This window comes from Lysinibacillus sp. GJ-1, assembly GCF_021166035.1.
Lineage (GTDB): Bacteria > Bacillota > Bacilli > Bacillales_A > Planococcaceae > Lysinibacillus > Lysinibacillus sphaericus.
On the sequence record NZ_CP088912.1, the window covers coordinates 1,738,755 to 1,755,486 of the forward strand.

At 38.4% G+C, this 16,732-nt stretch carries 18 protein-coding genes; 12 read left to right on the forward strand and 6 right to left on the reverse strand.

Going from position 1 to position 16,732, the window contains the following annotated elements:
• Positions 1-13 precede the first annotated feature (13 nt).
• The 7 genes from LO754_RS08120 (at position 14) to LO754_RS08150 (ending at position 5,315) form a co-directional block, all read left to right on the forward strand.
• Entirely contained in the window at positions 14-292 is a 279-nt protein-coding gene (locus LO754_RS08120; RefSeq protein ID WP_024363388.1) for a BMC domain-containing protein, read from the forward strand.
• A gap of 100 nt (positions 293-392) precedes the next feature.
• Positions 393-983, forward strand: a complete 591-nt coding sequence (locus LO754_RS08125) for a phosphate propanoyltransferase (protein ID WP_036205335.1) — start codon at positions 393-395, stop codon at positions 981-983.
• 12 nt (positions 984-995) lie between these two features.
• The gene (locus LO754_RS08130) at positions 996-1,865 is read left to right on the forward strand and encodes a phosphate propanoyltransferase (RefSeq protein ID WP_231785973.1); all 870 of its coding nucleotides are present in this window, start codon (positions 996-998) and stop codon (positions 1,863-1,865) included.
• Between the two features lie 36 nt (positions 1,866-1,901).
• A complete protein-coding gene (locus LO754_RS08135; RefSeq protein ID WP_108030481.1) occupies positions 1,902-2,186 on the forward strand; it encodes a EutN/CcmL family microcompartment protein in 285 nt (94 codons plus the stop codon).
• Positions 2,179-2,529, forward strand: a complete 351-nt coding sequence (locus LO754_RS08140) for a BMC domain-containing protein (protein WP_231785974.1) — start codon at positions 2,179-2,181, stop codon at positions 2,527-2,529. Before LO754_RS08135 ends, LO754_RS08140 begins: the two co-directional genes overlap by 8 nt.
• 6 nt (positions 2,530-2,535) lie before the next feature.
• Positions 2,536-3,480, forward strand: coding sequence for a malate dehydrogenase (mdh, locus tag LO754_RS08145; RefSeq protein ID WP_231785975.1), 945 nt, complete (start codon positions 2,536-2,538; stop codon positions 3,478-3,480).
• A 338-nt stretch (positions 3,481-3,818) separates the two neighbouring features.
• Positions 3,819-5,315, forward strand: coding sequence for a carboxypeptidase M32 (locus LO754_RS08150; protein WP_231785976.1), 1,497 nt, complete (start codon positions 3,819-3,821; stop codon positions 5,313-5,315).
• Between the two features lie 49 nt (positions 5,316-5,364).
• Here LO754_RS08150 and LO754_RS08155 read toward each other — a convergent pair whose 3' ends face one another.
• The 4 genes from LO754_RS08155 to LO754_RS08165 form a co-directional block, all read right to left on the reverse strand.
• Entirely contained in the window at positions 5,365-7,020 is a 1,656-nt protein-coding gene (locus LO754_RS08155) for a b(o/a)3-type cytochrome-c oxidase subunit 1 (protein ID WP_108030484.1), read from the reverse strand.
• Positions 7,007-7,498, reverse strand: coding sequence for a cupredoxin domain-containing protein (locus tag LO754_RS08160; protein ID WP_024363396.1), 492 nt, complete (start codon positions 7,496-7,498; stop codon positions 7,007-7,009). Before LO754_RS08160 ends, LO754_RS08155 begins: the two co-directional genes overlap by 14 nt.
• A gap of 69 nt (positions 7,499-7,567) precedes the next feature.
• The gene (locus tag LO754_RS23425) at positions 7,568-7,690 is read right to left on the reverse strand and encodes a hypothetical protein (RefSeq protein WP_255313800.1); all 123 of its coding nucleotides are present in this window, start codon (positions 7,688-7,690) and stop codon (positions 7,568-7,570) included.
• A 238-nt stretch (positions 7,691-7,928) separates the two neighbouring features.
• Entirely contained in the window at positions 7,929-8,396 is a 468-nt protein-coding gene (locus LO754_RS08165; protein ID WP_024363397.1) for a chemotaxis protein CheX, read from the reverse strand.
• A gap of 606 nt (positions 8,397-9,002) precedes the next feature.
• On the opposite strand from LO754_RS08165, the gene LO754_RS08170 reads away from it, so the two are divergent.
• Genes LO754_RS08170 through LO754_RS08185 form a run of 4 tightly spaced genes read left to right on the forward strand, consistent with a single transcriptional unit; the run spans position 9,003 to position 11,916 of the window.
• Positions 9,003-9,617 (forward strand): pyroglutamyl-peptidase I, encoded by a 615-nt coding sequence (locus LO754_RS08170; protein WP_231785977.1) that lies wholly within the window; start codon positions 9,003-9,005, stop codon positions 9,615-9,617.
• Positions 9,601-10,302 carry a 5-oxoprolinase subunit PxpB gene (gene pxpB / locus LO754_RS08175; RefSeq protein WP_108030486.1) on the forward strand — a complete coding sequence of 234 codons (702 nt, stop codon included), beginning with the start codon at positions 9,601-9,603 and terminating at the stop codon, positions 10,300-10,302. The genes LO754_RS08170 and pxpB overlap by 17 nt, the downstream gene beginning before the upstream one ends.
• Complete coding sequence (locus tag LO754_RS08180) at positions 10,299-11,171, forward strand: 5-oxoprolinase subunit C family protein (protein ID WP_231785978.1); 873 nt, start codon at positions 10,299-10,301, stop codon at positions 11,169-11,171. Before pxpB ends, LO754_RS08180 begins: the two co-directional genes overlap by 4 nt.
• Positions 11,161-11,916 carry a 5-oxoprolinase subunit PxpA gene (locus LO754_RS08185; protein ID WP_231785979.1) on the forward strand — a complete coding sequence of 252 codons (756 nt, stop codon included), beginning with the start codon at positions 11,161-11,163 and terminating at the stop codon, positions 11,914-11,916. Before LO754_RS08180 ends, LO754_RS08185 begins: the two co-directional genes overlap by 11 nt.
• Before the next feature lie 71 nt (positions 11,917-11,987).
• Here the strand turns inward: LO754_RS08185 and LO754_RS08190 are convergent, their stop codons facing one another.
• Positions 11,988-12,308, reverse strand: a complete 321-nt coding sequence (locus LO754_RS08190) for a DUF4183 domain-containing protein (RefSeq protein ID WP_024363402.1) — start codon at positions 12,306-12,308, stop codon at positions 11,988-11,990.
• Between the two features lie 25 nt (positions 12,309-12,333).
• Positions 12,334-12,630, reverse strand: a complete 297-nt coding sequence (locus LO754_RS08195) for a DUF4183 domain-containing protein (RefSeq protein WP_231785980.1) — start codon at positions 12,628-12,630, stop codon at positions 12,334-12,336.
• Positions 12,631-13,112: 482 nt separating this feature from the next.
• Between LO754_RS08195 and LO754_RS08200 the strand changes: the two genes are divergently transcribed.
• The gene (locus tag LO754_RS08200) at positions 13,113-16,724 is read left to right on the forward strand and encodes a dynamin family protein (protein ID WP_231785981.1); all 3,612 of its coding nucleotides are present in this window, start codon (positions 13,113-13,115) and stop codon (positions 16,722-16,724) included.
• The last annotated feature ends 8 nt before the right edge of the window (positions 16,725-16,732 follow it).

Here is a 16,732-nt window from a genome sequence, read left to right on the forward strand (position 1 = left end):
GGAGGAATGACAAATGAGTACAGCATTAGGAATGGTAGAAACAAAAGGTCTTGTAGGAGCAATTGAAGCAGCGGATGCAATGGTAAAAGCGGCAAGTGTCAATTTAGTAGGGAAAGTCCATGTTGGTGGCGGAATTGTTACTGTTTTGGTTCGTGGCGATGTAGGTGCAGTAAAAGCAGCAACGGATGCAGGTGCAGCAGCAGCTCAACGTGTTGGAGAATTGCTATCTGTGCATGTAATTCCACGCCCTCATAACGAATTAGAATTAATTTTACCAAAAGCAGAAGCTTAATTACACGACTGAAGAGGCATTCATCGCTTGTAAATTTGATGTGATGAATGCCTACTATCAACAGTAAAAAAATCAGTTACTAGATTTAGAGGTGGCTAACTTGAATATAAAATCACAAGCATTTCCAGTTGCCATTTCAGCCCGTCATATACATGTAAGTGAAAAAGATTTACAAGCACTATTTGGTCCAAACGCAACGTTGACAAAGGATTTTGACCTTTCGCAACCAGGACAGTTTGCAGCAAAAGAGCGTGTCTCCATTGAGGGACCAAAAGGAGTCATTCACAATGTGCGTGTATTAGGACCTGTAAGGGCAGCAACGCAAGTGGAAATCAGTCGAACAGATGCGATGAAACTAGGTTTAAACCCTCCCCTAAGACAATCGGGAGATATCGAAAATTCAGCTAGTATTAAACTTATCTATCAACAACGAGAAGTGTTAATCGAGCAAGGAGTCATTATTGCACAGGCCCATATTCATATGACAGAAGAAGATGCGAAAGCATTGGAAGTACACAATAATGAAATCGTTTCTGTAGAAGTTGACAGTGAAAGACCTGTAACATTTCGTGCTGTAGTAGTACGTGTCTCAAATGATTTTAGCTTAGAAATGCATATTGATACAGATGAGGCCAATGCGGGCTTTATTGCACAACAAGCACAAGGAAGAATTGTGAAATCATGTTCGTAAGGAGGAGGTTTGATGCAAGAACAATTAGTGCAAAAAATCGTCGAAGAAGTTTTACAGCAAGTATTAAAAAATCAGCCTTCCCGCCCAGATGACGGTAAAATTCCAATCGGCGTATCCGCGCGACATGTACATCTTGCACAGGCAGAAGTGGAGCAGCTTTTTGGAGAAAACTATCAATTAACGCCGAAGTTTGAGCTTTCGCAGCCAGGACAATTTGCTGCTGAAGAAACGGTCGTCATTGCAGGACCAAAAGGTTCTATTGAAAGAGTTCGCATATTAGGTCCAGCACGAACGTTAACACAAGTAGAAGTGAGTTGGACAGATGCGATGAAGCTCGGCGTCAAGCCGCCATTAAGAATCTCTGGGGATATTAAAGACTCTAGCCCTGTGACGTTAATTGGTCCAAAAGGTAGTGTTGTTTTGCCAGAAGGTCTCATTATTGCACAAGCGCATATTCATATGTCTCCTGCCGATAGCGAAAGATTTCAAGTAGTAGATGGGCAGTCGGTACAAATCAAAGTGCAAGGACTACGACCGATTATTTTATCCAATGTGATGATTCGTGTATCTGAGCGCTATCGTTTGGAAATGCATATCGATACGGATGAAGCAAATGCAGGCTTAATTCAGCAAGGTGCTTTTGCAGAAATTGTTAATGGACAAGTGATGGAACCTTTGACTGTAAAGGAAATGCCACTAGTCGCAAAGCAAGCGCCTGCAAAACAATCTATCTATCACTTTGAAAAAAAGTTACTTTCACAGGTAGATGTACTGGAAATCGAAGCTCAAGAAATTGTCGTGCCAAAAAGAACCATCGTGACAGCATTAGCTTATGACAAAATACGAGAGCTGAATAAAAAAATAACGATTCGCTCTGAATAATAAGTATTATCCAGACAACCTAAAGAGGGTGAGTTTATGCAGATGGGAAGAGTGATTGGCAGCGTATGGGCAACACGTAAGGAAGAAGGGTTAAATGGCTTAAAACTATTAATTATCCAACCAATTGATTCCAACCAACAGCCAATTCGTACGGAAATAGTAGCAGCTGATCGCATCGGTGCAGGGATTGGTGATGATGTACTGATTACGAGTGGAGGGTCTTCCCGTTATATTATGAAGGACAATCCCCTCCCTATTGATGCAGTTGTAATCGGAATTATAGACTCTACAGATGTAATGCGAGGTGAAAACAATGAGTAGCGCAATTGGCATGATTGAAACAAAGGGATTAGTGGGGTCTTATGAGGCTGCGGATGCGATGATTAAAGCATCTGATGTCACGATTGTTAAACAAGAATTTGTCGATGGTGGTATTGTAACAGTCGTCGTAACAGGCGATGTTGGCTCAGTACAAGCAGCAGTCGATGCTGGTAAAGAGGCGGCAAAACGCGTTGGAGAATTATTAGGCGCACACGTCATTCCTAGACCAGACGAAGATGTTTTCAATATGATTAAAGGACCAGAGACGCCAAAGAAAAACCGGTCTCAACACCGGCACGTGCTAAAAAACAACAGAAGCAGCAACTACGGACAATTGAGGTGAAGCATAATGGCATTTCGCAAAAATAAGATTGCTGTTATTGGAGCCGGTCACACGGGTGCAACATTGAGTTTATTCCTCGCACAAAAGGAATTAGGCGATGTTGTGTTGTTAGATATTCCAGAAGCTGAAAATCCAACAAAAGGGAAAGCACTGGATTTATTACAAACAGGGCCGATTGAAAAATTTAATGTGTCGATCCAAGGAACAAGTAATTATGAAGATATTGCAGGCGCATCTATCGTTATTATTACAGCCGGTATTCCACGTAAACCTGGGATGAGCAGAGATGATTTAGTGACGACAAATGCGAAAATTATTCAACAAGTTTCGAGACAAATTAAACACTATGCACCTGATAGCATTGTTCTTGTATTAAGCAATCCAGTAGATGCGATGACATATGTATGTTATAAAGAAACAGGATTTCCTAAAAATCGTATTATCGGACAATCTGGCGTATTAGATACCGCACGCTTTAATGCATTTGTAGCCCAAGAGTTACAAATTGCACCCGAAGATGTATCGGGATTTGTATTAGGTGGACATGGTGATGAAATGGTGCCATTAATCCGTTATTCCTATGCAGGAGGCATCCCGTTAGAAAAGCTTATTCCCCAAGATAGACTACAACAAATCGTCGAACGTACACGTAAAGGCGGCGGTGAAATTGTAGGCTTATTGGGCAATGGTAGTGCTTACTATGCGCCAGCTGCTGCCTGTGCGCACATGGTGGAAATCATTATGAAAGATCAACGAAAAATTATTCCTTCCATTGCCCTGTTAGAAGGAGAGTACGGCTACCATGAATTATTTTTAGGTGTACCGACGATTTTAGGCGGTAATGGCATTGAATCGATTATTGAATTGCACCTTACACAGGAAGAACAAACGGCGCTCAATCAATCAGCACAAGCCGTTAAGCAAGTATTACAAATTTGCCAAAACATATAACTAGTATGTTTGAAGACAAATAGCGTTTCCCAAACGTTATATGTCTGCTTTACAATATGTTTGATTGGAAACCGAGCATAAAACTAGTTGAAACCCCCATTTTAAAATAAATGCTCCCTTCAAATAGAAGGGAGTTCTTTCTTTTAAGCCTAAAGATTACTGATGATAATTTGTGCAATCGCTGATAAGACATGAGAGATGTGCATTCCACAGAAGATTGCATAATGGTAGTGTTAAAACTCTGAATTATCAAAATTGTTTTGGTGACTGGCACTCGAATATACAAAATTTTCGGAAATATGCTAAACTAGTAACGTAAAAAAGGAGGATGATTGGATATGACTGTACAGCAATTTACAGACTATGTGAAAAAAATGCAGCACTATCAGGAAGCATTGGGGGTAATCTATTGGGATATGCGTACTGGTGCACCTAAGAAAGGGGTAGCGCAGCGTTCAGAAGTAGTTGGCACATTATCGTCCTCCTTGTTTGACATGCAAACGAGTGAGCAATTAGGGGAACTACTGACGGCTTTAGAGGCACAAAACACAGAACTGGACTATGTAACACGCCGTTTAGTCGAGGAAGTACGCAAAAATTACGATCAAAATAAGAAAATTCCCGCTGAAGAATATAAAGAATATGTTATTTTACAAGCGAAAGCGGAAACAGTTTGGGAAGAAGCAAAAGCGACAAATGATTTTGCGCAATTTTTACCTTATCTAGAGCAAATCATTGAATGGCAAAAGAAATTTATACAATATTGGGGCGTTAAAAACGGTTCTATATACAATACGTTACTTGATTTATATGAACCAGATATGACGACGGAGGTGTTAGATCAAGTATTTGGCGAATTACGTGAAACGATTGTGGCGCTTGTCCAAAAAATCGCAGCTTCTCCAAATAAGCCAGATACAACGATGTTATTTAAACAATTTCCGAAAGAGGCACAGCGAGCATTGTCATTAGAGATGCTAACGCAGCTTGGCTATGATTTTGACGCAGGTCGCTTAGATGAAAGTGTCCATCCATTTATGATTGGCATTAATCATGGAGATGCACGTATTACAACGAAATATGATGAGTATGATTTCCGTTCAGCTATCTTTGGCACGATTCATGAATGTGGGCATGCGATGTATGAGCAAAATATTGATGCCAAGCTTGCCGGTACACTATTAGCAACTGGGACATCGACAGGCATCCATGAATCGCAATCACTATTCTATGAAAATCTGGTTGGTCGCAATGAAAAGTTCTGGGCGCATAACTATGAACGTTTGCAAAAACATTCGCCAGCACAGTTTGGAGATGTTCCGTTAAATGATTTTCTTCGTGCTATTAATATGGTAGAGCCATCACTAATTCGTATTGAAGCAGATGAGCTAACATATCCACTGCATATTATGATTCGTTATGAAATTGAACGTGATTTGTTCAATGGGGATCTACAAGCTAAAGACCTTCCAGAAGTGTGGAATGCAAAGTATGAAGAATACTTAGGCATCCGACCAGACAACGATGCGAAAGGTGTTTTACAAGACGTACACTGGGCAGGGGGCATGTTTGGTTACTTCCCATCCTACGCATTAGGAATGATCTATGCGGCACAATGGAAGCATGCGATGGATCAAGATCTTCCAAATTTTGATGACTTACTGTCAAAAGGGGAGCTTCTGCCAATTCGCGAATGGCTAACAGACAAAGTCCATCAATACGGTGCGCTGAAAAAGCCGTTCGAGCTACTACAAGAGGCGACAGGAGAAGGCTTAAATGCCAAGTATCTTGCAAACTATTTACAAGAAAAATATACAAAATTGTATCAGCTATAAATAACAAGCGATTTCTCTCCAATGAGAAATCGCTTGTTTTTAAAATATTTTACCAGAGCTTAAAGCCTTTTGAGCCTGCTGGTGAATTTGAAATAATATCAAAGATTGGAATTGTGTAAGCAAAAATTATTAACGCTACTAAAATGACCAGCCATACTTTAAAGTTTTCAAGCATAGGTGGTGTTGGACCACTGCTTTCATGGATTGAAGCAATTGGGAATTCCTCTTCGCCTTTTGGTGCAAACCAAGCGAGCTTAATCACGACATACGTAATAACTAAAATCGCAATAAATAAAATAGTACCACCAACCGCTTGCGCAATCTGATAGGGAATCCAATCATATGCTTGTTGTGCACCGCCATATTCTGAATAGTCAGAGCGGCGTGGAGCACCAAGTAATCCTGCAATATGCATGGCTGTTGACATGATCGTCATACCTACTGCCCATAACACGCCAGAAACAATACCAAGTGAATTTAATGACTTTGTCAGTTTACGACCTGTTAAATGAGGGATTAACCAAAATGCTGCTCCAAAGTACGTTAAAACAACTGCACTTGCAAATGTTAAATGGAAGTGCCCTGGAACCCAAATAGTATTATGAATAAGTTGGTTCATCTGGTAAGATGCATTGACAATACCACCGGCACCACCAGGAATGAAAGCAAGCATACCGATAAATGGAACGATAAAACGTGCATCTTTCCAAGGTAATTTTTTAAACCAGCCGAAAAGTCCTTTACCACCAAGCTCACGACCACGTAATTCAAACGTTGCGAATAAAGAGAATGCGGTCATTAAGGAAGGCACAACAACTGCCATTGTTAATACTACTTGAATAAATTTCCATGTTGTATCAATACCAGGCTCTGTTAATTGGTGATGTAAACCAACCGGTACTGAGAAAATTAAAAACAGCATGAATGATAAGCGAGCTAATGAGTCAGAGAAAACTTTTCCGCCAATGACTTTAGGAATGACTACATACCACACCATATAGGCTGGCAATAACCAGAAGTAAACGAGCGCATGGCCGAAATACCAGAAAAGTGTACGAGAGAGTAATACATCTACACGTTCAATAAGACCAAGTGACCACGGTAATAGTTGGAATAAAACAGAAACGGCTACGCCTAAAGAAGCAACGAACCATAGTAAATTATTGACTACTACCATAAAAGATAGTAGGGGAGACGTTTGGCCTTTATGTTCTTTGCGCCACTGAACATAGCGCAAAATTTGTCCTGCCGAACCAATCCAAGAACCAACAACTACGAGTGTTAAACCGAGATAAAAAATCCAGTGCGCTTGCAATGGTGCGTAAAATGTATAAAGGACAGTTGCTTTATTTAATAACACCATGACTGCAGCCGCAACTGTACCGATCGTCATGAACCAAAAACCAATCCATCCAAGCAAGCGTTGTTTATCTGTAAAAGTACCAGATGTACGACTAACACCTGCGATTTGAAAACCGAATATAAAGAACGTTGTTAAAATAAGACCGAGTAAGACACCATGAACTGTTAATACTTGATAATAGCCAATACCAGCTGGCAATTTGAATTGACCTGAACGTACAAATACTTGTAATAAACCGGCGAGACCACCTAATAATAATGCGATAAATGCCACATAAACATGGGCAAGGGCTAGTTTCGCATCACGACGATCCACCTTTGTCATAGCGTTATTTAGACTCATTTGGATCCACCACCTTCAGCATAGAATGCATAAGCGTATGTCCTGTACCGCAGTATTCATTACATACTATTAAAAATTCACCAGTTTGATTGATTTCAGCTACATATTCAGAAATATATCCAGGTTCAAGCATCATGTTAATATTAGTGCCTGCAATTTCAAACCCATGAATCACGTCTTCACTTGTTGCGATAAATTTTACTTTTGAACCAAGTGGTACTTCAATTTCAGGTGGATTGTAAAAGAAAGCAGATGCTAAAATAACCACCTCATAATCCCAATCCTTTCCTTCCACTTTGTGTACACCTGGATTTGTAAATGGTGCAATTTCTTTTACTTTTTCATAATCGATGGTTTTCTTATTACTGTTCGGATGTGAGCCTTGATGGAATGCACCGATACCAAGAATAATAAGAAATGCAACTAACGTAGCTACGCCAAATACCAACCAGTACTTCTCATATTTATGTATATGCATATCTCTGTTGTCCTCCTCTGTTGTATTACTTACATCATGTTAATGAAATAGTGCCTTTTACTAAGGAAATTAAAAGCGGTCCATAAATAAATTGAAGCAGTAAATCCAAATTAAAATAATGATAAAGCCTACTCCGAACACGCCATAAAGTGAACCTTTTAGATTATCTTCTGGTTTTTTATTATTAGCCATTTTTACTCCCTCCTAAGCTTTCATAGTAGCTTTCTTAAAGTCATAATATTACTATCCAATTCAATTTGATGTGAAAAAAATCACACATCTAAGTAGAATGTGTGAAAAAAATGTGAAATATTGAAATGCAAAAGGAGTTGGCTCTAATATGAGCCAACTCCTTTTTATGCGTATAACAAAGCGTATTCATAAATACTAGCTGTAGTTACATAGAATGTATCGTTTGAAAGAGCCACAGTTAACTTGTTATGACTTCTTCTTCAATCGTCAGTAATACCGTAAGTGCACCAATGTTGGGAATCGTAACAGGTAGAACAAATGCTTTTTCAAAACCATAAAGTTTTGTGTTACCGACCATAACAGTAGGTGGTGTAATATCAATTTCTAAATTTTCCTGTCCTACTGCTGTACATAAATTACCTGCAATCATATTGCCAAATTCACCAGTGAAGGATTCTAGCATTTCTCCTTCTAATGGCATACCAAACATTGTACTGCCGATACCGCTAAATACTTCAGGGGAGGAATCTATAATTACACGTCCCTTTACATCTCCAATTAAGCCAATTAATACACCCATTTGCTGTTGTTGAAAGGGCTCAGAAATAATACTTGGCGCTTTCACTTGGATGTCCATAGGTAGGATTGTTTTTAATGCATGGATTGTCCCGTTTAAAATAGTTTGAAAGTACTTCGAATTACTCATCATTACCGCATCCTTTTTCCGACTTTTCTACATCTTACCATGCTGAAAGGGTAAGATGAAAGTATGTCTTGACGAAATCGGATGAAATTTATATTATATTAATGAGAATGATTTTCAAAATCAACGAATTTGTGCTATAGTGTACATAATAAGAAGAAAAGGAGCGGTCAGCAATGACATTCGTTTTCATTGGAGCAACAGTAGCTATTTATATTGGAGTAGGGAAATACGTGATGAAGCAGGCGACTGCACATTTAAATTAATAGTACTATAGTTTGTGGTACTGATTTTCAATCGTTTTTACAGTACATTAATATTTAATTCAAGAGTATGACTTGTGTCATACTCTTTTATTTATCGAATTTTATAGTTCGGATTTCAACTTGGATAAGAACCATCTAAAGTTTAATAGTATAGGACAAAAAATTTAGAATAATAGCATAATTTAATAGCGATCAAGGGCATTTATTTTTAATGTTTGATAAAATTGAAGCAGGTTGCAGGTTATAGAGTTCGGGGAATTGGAGAACCGACTTTGCAGTATTCATTAAAAAAATGAAAAGGGCTTGTGATAAAGCAATGTCCGATAGAAATTAGGTGAAGAATATGAAAAAAATACTATTAACGGGCTTTGTCCCATTTTTAGACTACACAATCAATCCTACGATGCAAATTGTAGAAAGTTTAAACGGGAGTATAATGGACGGCTATGAAATTGTTGGACGGACGCTATCCGTTGATTTTCAGCAATCCGCGCAGCAGTTAAAGCGATATATTGGGGAAATACAGCCTGAAATTATTATGTCCTTAGGGTTAGCTGGTGGACGATTTAAGATCACACCAGAGCGCATAGCGATTAATGTGAAAGATGGAGAGCCTGATAACAATGGCTATGTGCCTGTTGATGAAAGCATTGATGATGGGGGGCAGGATGCCTATATAACCAATTTACCTATTCGGAAAATGGTTGATCGATTATGTAAAGAAGGTTATCCTGCAGAAATTTCAAATACGGCAGGTACCTATCTATGCAATAATATTATGTATGAAGGGCTAGTTTATGCTAAGCAACATACAGGGATTCGTGCTGGCTTTATTCATATTCCGGCATCTTTTGAATTAGCGATTCAGCACGGCAAAATACCAGGTTGGAATATGCAAGATTTAATGACGTGCATTAAGCTTTGTATCGAGGAAACCATTCGTGAAACAAATCATTGAGTTCCCTCATACAATGTGGATTAGTCAATACACTATCCGTTTTGCCTTCGATGAAGCCATTTCGCAAGAAAATTTTCAGCTAGTCCAACAGTTTAACCGCTTTTTGAAAAAAATGCTACATACCAATCTTATTGAAAGTGTTGCTAGTTATCATACGGTTACAGCATATGTGAAACACCAAGTAGATATAGCCTTCTTACAAGAACAATGGCTTACAATGCAAAGGAACGCCCAGGTTGGTGAAGTAACAAGCCAACCATTACAAATACCAATTTGTTATGATGAGGAATATGCTTTGGATATGCACCGTGTGATGGATGTTACAGCTTTGCCATTTGAGGCCATAAAAAAATTGCATATGGATAAAGTATATAGTGTCTATTTAATCGGCTTTTTACCTGGATTTCCTTATTTAGGGGACTTACATAGCCAATTATTTGTCCCACGTTTAACAAAACCACGCCCGCTTGTGTCCGCAGGATCGGTCGGTATTGGCGGGTTACAAACAGGGATATATCCTCTCGATTCACCAGGGGGATGGAATATTATCGGTAAGACACCTTTTACATTATTTGATATTCATAGGAAAGCCCCTTTTCTCTTTACTCTTGGAGGTCAAGTGCAATTTTACGAAATAACCAAACAGGCGTTTTTAGAAATAAAAGTAAAGGAGTGTAGCAATTGAAGCCACTTCTTATTGTTAAAAAACAAGGTGTTTATGGTAGCTTACAAGATCAAGGGAGGGAGGGCTACCGAGCATTTGGGGTCCCTCGATCAAGGCCAATGGACAAAGTATCATTTCAAGTTGCACATACTATTGTAGATAATGCGACAGTGGACCAAACGTCGTTTGAAATGTTTATAGGTGGTTTTGAATTTCAAGCGTTAAATGATGGAACTTATGTATTGACTGGTGCAACTTGTCTGTGTTTATTAAATGGACGTCCCATTGAAATGTGGAAAACCTTTCAATTATTTAAGGGAGATATTTTATCTATCAAAAGCGTAAAGAACGGCTCCATTGTTTATCTCACACCTAAAGGTGGATTTCAAACAGACCTTGTACTTGGTAGTAAAGCCAGCTTACCAATGGTAGATAGTACTCCATGTGTGGGCAGTGTGTTGTATGGGCAACATGCAACGCCATTATCATGGACAAGAGGGCTGTATGCACCTTACCGCCCTTATTTTCATACGGCTATTACAGTAAGGGTTTTTAAAAGGCCTCATTTTCAATTATTTACAGAAGAAAGTAGCCAACAATTTTTAGCTAGCTCCTATCAATTTTTTGGCGGGAATCGTATGGGCTATTATTTAAAAGGGAACGTCCTCGATTTGAAAACGAGGAAAGATATACTTTCAGAAGCGACCCAATTTGGGACAATTCAAGTGCCACAAAGCGGTCAGCCTATTGTTTTAATGGCCGATGCCCAAACAGTCGGCGGCTATCCAATCATTGCTACCATCCATGAAGATGATTTACATAAAGTTGCCCAAATGCGTATGTTTAACACAATAAGATTTGTACTAACGGAGGAATCGTATGCCAATTGATATTAATTGTGATATGGGCGAAGGTATGGATGTTTTGACACTCGACAAAGATGACGAAATTTTAGACTATGTAACGTCAATTAATATAGCCTGTGGGTATCATGCAGGGAATCATACAATCATGCATAGGACTGTACAAAATGCTATTCGTAAAAATATTCGTATTGGAGCACATCCAGGCTATCCTGATCTTCAAGGATTTGGGCGTCGAAATATGGATGTTAGTGCGGAAGAAATTTATAATATGATGGTCTATCAAGTTGGTGCTTTGCAAGCATTTGTCTCGGTAGAAAAAGGCATTCTTCATCATGTGAAGCCACATGGCGCACTGTATAATCAAAGTGCCAATGATATAGAAAAAGCAACAGCCGTTGTCAATGCGGTATATGATTTAAACCCAGCGTATGTTTTATATTGTTTAGCAGGTAGCAAAATCGTGCATATTGCGAAGGAAAAGGGCTTACGCGTCTATGAGGAAGTTTTTTCGGATCGTCATTACAATGACGATGGGACATTGGTAAGTAGAGAAGAGCCGAATGCATTAATTCAAACAGAAGAAGAAATGCTTGTGCATGTCAAAGGTATTTTAACTGCCAATGAAGTGATGTCTGTCCAACAAAAGAAAATACAACTTTCTGCCCAAACATTATGTATACATGGAGATGACACATGCATTGACTTTTGCAAAGAAGATTTTTGCGTTAAGAAAACAAATAGGATAACAAAATGGATGGATGCTCAATAAAAGAGCGTCCATCCAATTAAAAAATACATTGAATGACTCGATTTAATAGCAAAATACTTCTTCTAATGCTATTAAATAGTTGTCACTAATTCTACAGCTTCAATAATAATTGGAGTGCCTGCCGAGATAGTCGCTGTCACAGTGTTAAATGTTATTTCTGTTGCGGAAACTGTATAGGCATCGCCTTCTTGAAGCACACCATTGATATATAAATTATAGTAGCCATTAATTACGACTGGGAAAGCAGTTGCTGCAGTACCACTGTCAGTCAAAAACGTTGTTGCAGCAAGTGTTGTACCATCTGTAATGGCAAGTGGTGTTGCTAAAATATTAAAAAATTTCGTGGATGTGCCTGAAACATTGACATTAATATTAATAATGGAAAGTGCCACGTGCATTCACCTCCTTTCAATAGTGCTAGTGAGTTTCGTTAAAAAAGCCGAGAGATTCAATAATAATGGGTGTTCCTCTATAAATAGTTGCGTTATCAGCATTTAAGATGAGTGCATTTGGTGTTACGGAATAAATGCCACCTTCCTGCATAACGGCGTTAATATAGAGATTTACATAGCCATTTGGATAGGTGATAATAAATTCTGGTACATTTACGCCGTTGTCATCAGAAAATAGATTCGCTGCTAAAGTGACCCCATTTGTCAATTGAATATCGGATGTTACTATATAGAAATATCTATTTACTCTAGGAATAACCATCCCTTCAGGAACAATGATGGAAGGGGTTGGGGAATAGGGACATCACGAGCTATAATACGAGTACCATCTAAATTGATTTTCACAATCGCATAACGGTGTAATCTGAAAACAATGTTTTTGCTTTACCATTTATATAATCACTCCTTTTATTTTGATCTTTATGCCCCTATAGTTGTATCAGATTTGTTTAGTGCTGAACCTCAAATTGTTATTTTGTAACCGTTTTTTAACCTTCACTCTTATCTAAAATATGAAAAAAAGAAGAATTGCTTAGTTAACTATCCATTTTGCAGATAAAAATAGTAGATTTTCTACAAGGATCATGCTACTTCATTTTGGATAAACATGACTATGTTGACGAATATTACGTCTGAAACCTTGATATATATGCTTTTCAAAGTAAATTAGTGTTATACTTTGCATATCTAATAAGGTAGAATACTAATTGTGAATAATTAAAAGGATAAAGGGGTTACAGTTTTATGAAAGAATTTGACCAACAACTAGAGGGGCTTTTAAAGCAAGCTTCATTACAATACATAATCTATCAGCATAATGGTGATACAGAGCGTATGGATAAAACCTCGCTATTTGCACGTAAATTACAACAGAAAGAATATGTCATCGGTTTTGCTGGCCATTTCTCTGCTGGTAAATCAAGTATGATTAATGCCTTATCTGGTGAGAATTTACTTGCGTCAAGCCCGATACCGACAAGTGCAAATATTGTGAAGGTGCATAAGTCAGAAGAAGATTTCGCCGTCGTTTATATGCATAATGAAAAACCTGTTAAGTTTGAAGCGGGATATGATTTTAAAACCGTTAAAGAACTCAGCAAAAATGGAGATCTTGTATCACAAATTGAAATTGGTCATAGCGCTTCTACATTACCTCTTGGCGTAACAGTGATGGATACACCTGGTGTTGACTCGACAGATGACGCACACCGTATGTCTACAGAATCAGCGCTTCATATTGCAGATATTGTATTCTATACAATGGACTATAATCATGTTCAATCGGAATTGAACTTTCAATTTACAAAACAATTAATGAAATATAATCCGAATGTATATTTAATCGTTAATATGATTGATAAGCATAAGGAAAATGAATTAAGCTTTGAAGACTTTAAAGCGACTGTTCACAATTCATTTTCAGCATGGGGCGTTGTGCCAAAAGGCGTCTTTTTCACATCTTTACGAGAGCCAAAGCATCCAAATAATGATTTTGAAACAGTGAAAAAAATTGTGATGGATAGCATGAACGATTGGCAAGATCAGCTTGTACAGACAGCGACCAATACGCTACGTTTATTGCAAAGTGAGCATGACAACTTCTTAATGGAAGAAAAGCAAGATCGTTTAGATATTGATGAAGATATTTTAAGTGCCGATGATTGGGCACATCATCAGGATATTTTAGAGCAATATAATAAGTTAAATCGTCAAGTAGAATTATTCTCAGTGGAAGCTTGGAATGAAACATTTGAGGAAGAACGTAAAGAGTTACTTGCTAATGCAGCCATTATGCTTACCGATGTGCGAGATAAATTGCGTCTTTATTTAGAAAGTAAGCAGGAAGGGTTTAAAGTAGGCGGTTTATTTTCAGCGAAAAAGAAAACTGAGGAAGAGCGTAATCGTCGTAAAGAAGAAGCATACAGTGCCTATCAAACAGTTGTACACGCTCAAATTACGGGTCATTTAAAAGGGTTAATGAAAAAGGCATTAAAAGATGTCGGGGCGTTAAGTGAGGAACGTGCGCAAGCAGTGGATGCTTATGTATTTGATTTACCATTTTCGTTAATTGAACAGCAAGTACAAGTCGGTGCTATATTAACAGGAGAGGCTGTTCTTAATTTTGCCAACCGTGTTGCAGAAGCAACGAAACGTTATTTTATACAGGAAACAGATGTGTGGAAGGATGCCCAAGCAACAACATTACAAACTGTTGCAACTGAAACGGCAGCACCATCTAAGTTGAAAATGGCTGGTATGCAGGCAAAAGTAGATGCCATTCAAGCTGTACTAGAAATCGAAAGTTATCAGCAATATAGTGCAGGTGTTATGCATCAAGCAAGCAATGAAATTCGAAAAGAAGCGAATGATCAACTCACACTTTGGGAAAAAGCGTTTGAGCAGGATTTAGCAGATATCCGATTATTTGACGAGTCGATGCTCAAACCAAAAGAAGAGATTATTCAGCAAGAGGAAACGCAACATGCAGTGAGTACATCTAGTCTACCTATTGAAGGTGTTATAAAACGGGCACTTCATACAGCCAATGCAGTGAAAGAGGTCCAAGGTTTTGCAGAAGTAGCAAGCTATTTAGAAAACAAAGTAGAGCGATTACAGAAAAAGGACTTTACGATTGCATTATTCGGTGCGTTTAGTGCAGGGAAATCTTCCTTCTCGAATGCCCTAATGGGTGCAAAAGTGTTACCAGTATCACCTAATCCTACAACAGCGGCTATTAATAAAATTCGTCCGGTGACACCAGAGCATCCTCACGAAACAGCAGATGTTCAGTTAAAAACGGCAGCACAAATGCTTGAGGATATCCAAGGTTCTTATGCGGCGATTGGTTTAACGGTTTCGTCTTTAGATGAAGCATTTAACCGTGCAGATGAAGGACTAGCGGTACAGCTTACTGATGAACGATTAAATGTGCATAAATCATTTATTCGTGCATATAAAGAAGGCTATCCAACATTTAAAACGGAACTTGGACAAGTGTTACGTGTAGAGCGTGAAGAGTTTGAAAAATTTGTAGCACAAGAAAATAAATCATGCTTCGTCGATAATATTGACTTTTATTATGATAGTCCGTTAACGCGTATGGGTGTAACGCTTGTCGATACACCGGGGGCAGATTCCATCAATGCACGTCACACAGGGGTTGCCTTTGAATATATTCGTAATGCGGATGCCATTTTATTTATTACGTACTATAACCACGCATTTGCTAAAGCGGATCGAGAGTTTTTAATTCAATTAGGTCGTGTAAAGGATGCCTTTGAACTTGATAAAATGTTCTTTATCGTTAATGCGATTGATTTGGCAACGACAGAAGAAGAACAAGAAGATGTAAAAGGTTATGTTCGTTCAGAATTACAACGCTTTGGTATTCGTTTCCCACGTTTATATGGGGTATCTAGCTTAATGGCATTAAAAGAAAAAGTAGAGGGTGCTTCATTTGCATCGGGCATGCCGCCGTTCGAGGATGCTTTCCATACATTTTTAAATGATGAGTTAAGTGCATTAGCGGTGCAGGCACTTGCAGAAGAAGTGGACAAAACAGAGCAACGTTTAGGTGATTTAATTGCTCAAACAGAGGAAAACTTAAAACGTAAAGATGAGCGTTTAGCTGAGTTGACTACGCTTGAACAGCACATTAAATCGAAGTTTAATGCGTTAAATACAAGCATGATGGAAAGTGAAACAAAACAGGAATTAGATGAATTATTGTATTATGTTTTACAACGCGTCTTTTATCGCTACCCTGAATTCTTTAAAGAAGGATATAACCCTTCAACCTTTGCGGCTATGCCTGCACAGCAAGCATTAGAGCATGCGTTGAAAGAAGTCTTGCAAAGCTTACGATTTGATTTTACACAGGAAATGCGTGTTACAAACTTCCGCTTATCCCAATTTATTAGTAAGAAAATGCAACTTCGTTTTAAAGATGAAGTCCGTGAGCTGAAAGAAATGAACCGTAGCTTCTCGTTTTTAGCCTTTGAATCATCTGAGCCAGATTTATTAGCATTTGAAGGTCCATTTGCAGATGGTACAAAATATGCAAGTGTGAAATCGCATTTCCGTAATCAAAAAGCATTCTTTGAGAAAAATGAAAAAGTCAAGCTAAGTGAAGCGTTAGAAGCATTAACAAAGCCAGATGCTCAAAATTATTTAGATGGACAAAAAGTAGCACTCATGACTTGGGCCATAGCCTATATCGGTGAAGAAGCGGAAAGATTACGCTTGCATATTTACCATCAAGCACTAGAGCAAATTGCAACTGAACGACTTGTGTTACAAGAGGAAAGTCGATTAGCTTCGTGGAAATCAATTTACGCACAACTACAATACGCATGAGGTGATTC